General features: G+C 53.7%; 2 protein-coding genes. One reads left to right on the top strand and one right to left on the bottom strand.

The features are described 5' to 3' along the window. Nucleotides 1–112: 112 nt before the first annotated feature. On the top strand, nt 113–385 hold the full coding sequence (rpsT, locus tag ABX962_RS35410) for a 30S ribosomal protein S20 (RefSeq protein WP_339943982.1): 273 nt from the start codon (nt 113–115) through the stop codon (nt 383–385). A gap of 334 nt (nt 386–719) precedes the next feature. On the opposite strand, the gene ABX962_RS35405 is transcribed toward rpsT, so the two are convergent. Further along, complete coding sequence (locus tag ABX962_RS35405) at nt 720–1,982, bottom strand: LL-diaminopimelate aminotransferase (protein ID WP_372726358.1); 1,263 nt, start codon at nt 1,980–1,982, stop codon at nt 720–722. Between the last annotated feature and the right edge of the window lies 1 nt (nt 1,983).

The raw sequence follows: 1,983 nt of genomic DNA, 5'->3' as shown, positions 1-1,983 counted from the left end.
TTTCACCTGAAAAGTTGACTATGGACAGATGGCAGACAGCTTGGCATACTACCGAGCCTTCAATTCCCTTCTTTCCGATGATGGACGCCCACGAGAGCGCGATAAACCGAAGATGCCAAACACCGAAAGTTCAAAGAAACGACTTCGCCAGAACGTCAAGCAACGCCTGCTGAACCGTTCAATCAAGAGCAATATGCGTTCAACCATCCGCAGCGTCCGCGAAGCAGCTGAGTCGGGCGACGGCGAAAAGGCACAAGCGGCTTTCCGATTGGCGGTCAAAAAGCTGGATCGTGCTGCGAGCAAGAACGTGATCCACCGCAACGCAGCGGCACGTACCAAGAGCCGTCTGAGCAAGCTCGTCAAAGCTGCCGGCGCCAAAGCCTAAAGCGATCACCTTTGTGTGATCGGATTGCCTATTGTGAGCAGACGGCAATAGCCTAATGCCATCTACTTTAGGTAGCGGCACGGCGCAAGCCGTCCGGTTGCAGCGAGTAAAACGTTCGAATTAGACCGTGTGGCTTGCGCCGCTCCGCTACGGATTAAGGTCGATCGTTACTGCCTGCGCCGCAAGCGTCACCTCGTCAGACCCGCTTGACTTCTAAAGTCACAACGAAAAAAGCCACCTACATTGAATGTCGGTGGCTTTTTTCGTTTTTTCATCGCTCCGACGCCGCAGATCATGACGATTCTGCGGCTTCGGTATCCATTATTTTGGAAAACTATTTCCAAACCAAACCGGCGTCGCCGAGGCGTTTTTTGGTCTCTTGCATCAATGCATCTTCTTCGGCCTCGGTCCCGGCAACGTAGGTCACGCTGAATCGCAAGAACGATCCGGCATCGTCCCAAGGCACCGTGACGATCCCGAACTGCTCGATCAAATGGCGAGTCGCATCCTCGGCCTTGGCAAACGTTTCGCCCGATTTTGTTCCACTGGGCGCTTTGGTGTAGAGGAAATAGGTGCCGCCAGGCATCTCGCACTCGAAACCACACTCATTCAGCGTTGCAACCAACTTTTCGAGCCGGCGACGGTACTTGGTGTTGATTCGCTGCGGAATCGAATCGTCGTCCAGGGCGGCAGCAGCAGCCTTCTGAGTCGCCATGAACTGTCCACTATCGCTGTTGTCCTTCACGTCGGCAAAGGCGGAAACGATGCGTGGGTGACCACATACAAATCCCATTCGCCAACCGATCATGTCATAGCCCTTGCTCATCGAGTGGACTTCGACACCAACATCCATCGCACCGGGGGTTTGCAGAAAACTCAAAGGTTTTCCGTCAAACGTCAACATAATGTGCGCGGCGTCCTGAACGACGACAAACTCTTTTTCCTTCGCTAGCGCGACGACCTTCTCATAAAACTCAGCCGTCGTGGTGCGTCCGGTGGGCGAGTTGGGGTAGTTCAGCACCAACAACTTGGTACGTCGATAAACGTCATCAGGCACGGCGTCAAAATCGGGCAGGAAGCCGTTTTCGGCCAGTAGCGGCAATTTGAAAACTTCGCCGCCGTAGTAGCGGGTATGAGTCCCCGCGACCGGGTAACCGGGCACCGTCATCAACGTGACATCACCAGGATTGATAAAACACGCTGGCAACATTGCGTACGCAGGCTTGCTGCCGATACAGTGATTGATCTGCGTCGCTGGATCGAGCGTGACATCAAAATGCCGCTTCATGAAGCGAGCCGCCGCTTCCTTATATTCGGCGATGCCGTTGTCAGAATAGCCGCGGTTTTCCGGCTTGTTGACTTCGTCGTTCATCACCTTGCGAATCGACTCATCGGCCATCGAATCGTTTTCACCGATGCCGAAGTCCAACAATTTTCGATCGGGATGATCCGCTAGCGCTTTGCGTTTCGCTCGTTTGATCTTTTCAAACTTGTAGATCTCGGTGTCTTTGCCGTAATTCGCACCGCCGATGCGGTCGGCAAAGAGAGATTGGAAGTAAGGGTCCGCAGAGTTTTTTTCAGTGGAAACGGTCGACATA

The organism is Novipirellula sp., assembly GCF_041583735.1.
GTDB lineage: Bacteria > Planctomycetota > Planctomycetia > Pirellulales > Pirellulaceae > Novipirellula.
Note: the sequence above shows the minus strand (reverse complement) of the source record. Positions and strands in the feature narration are given on the sequence as shown.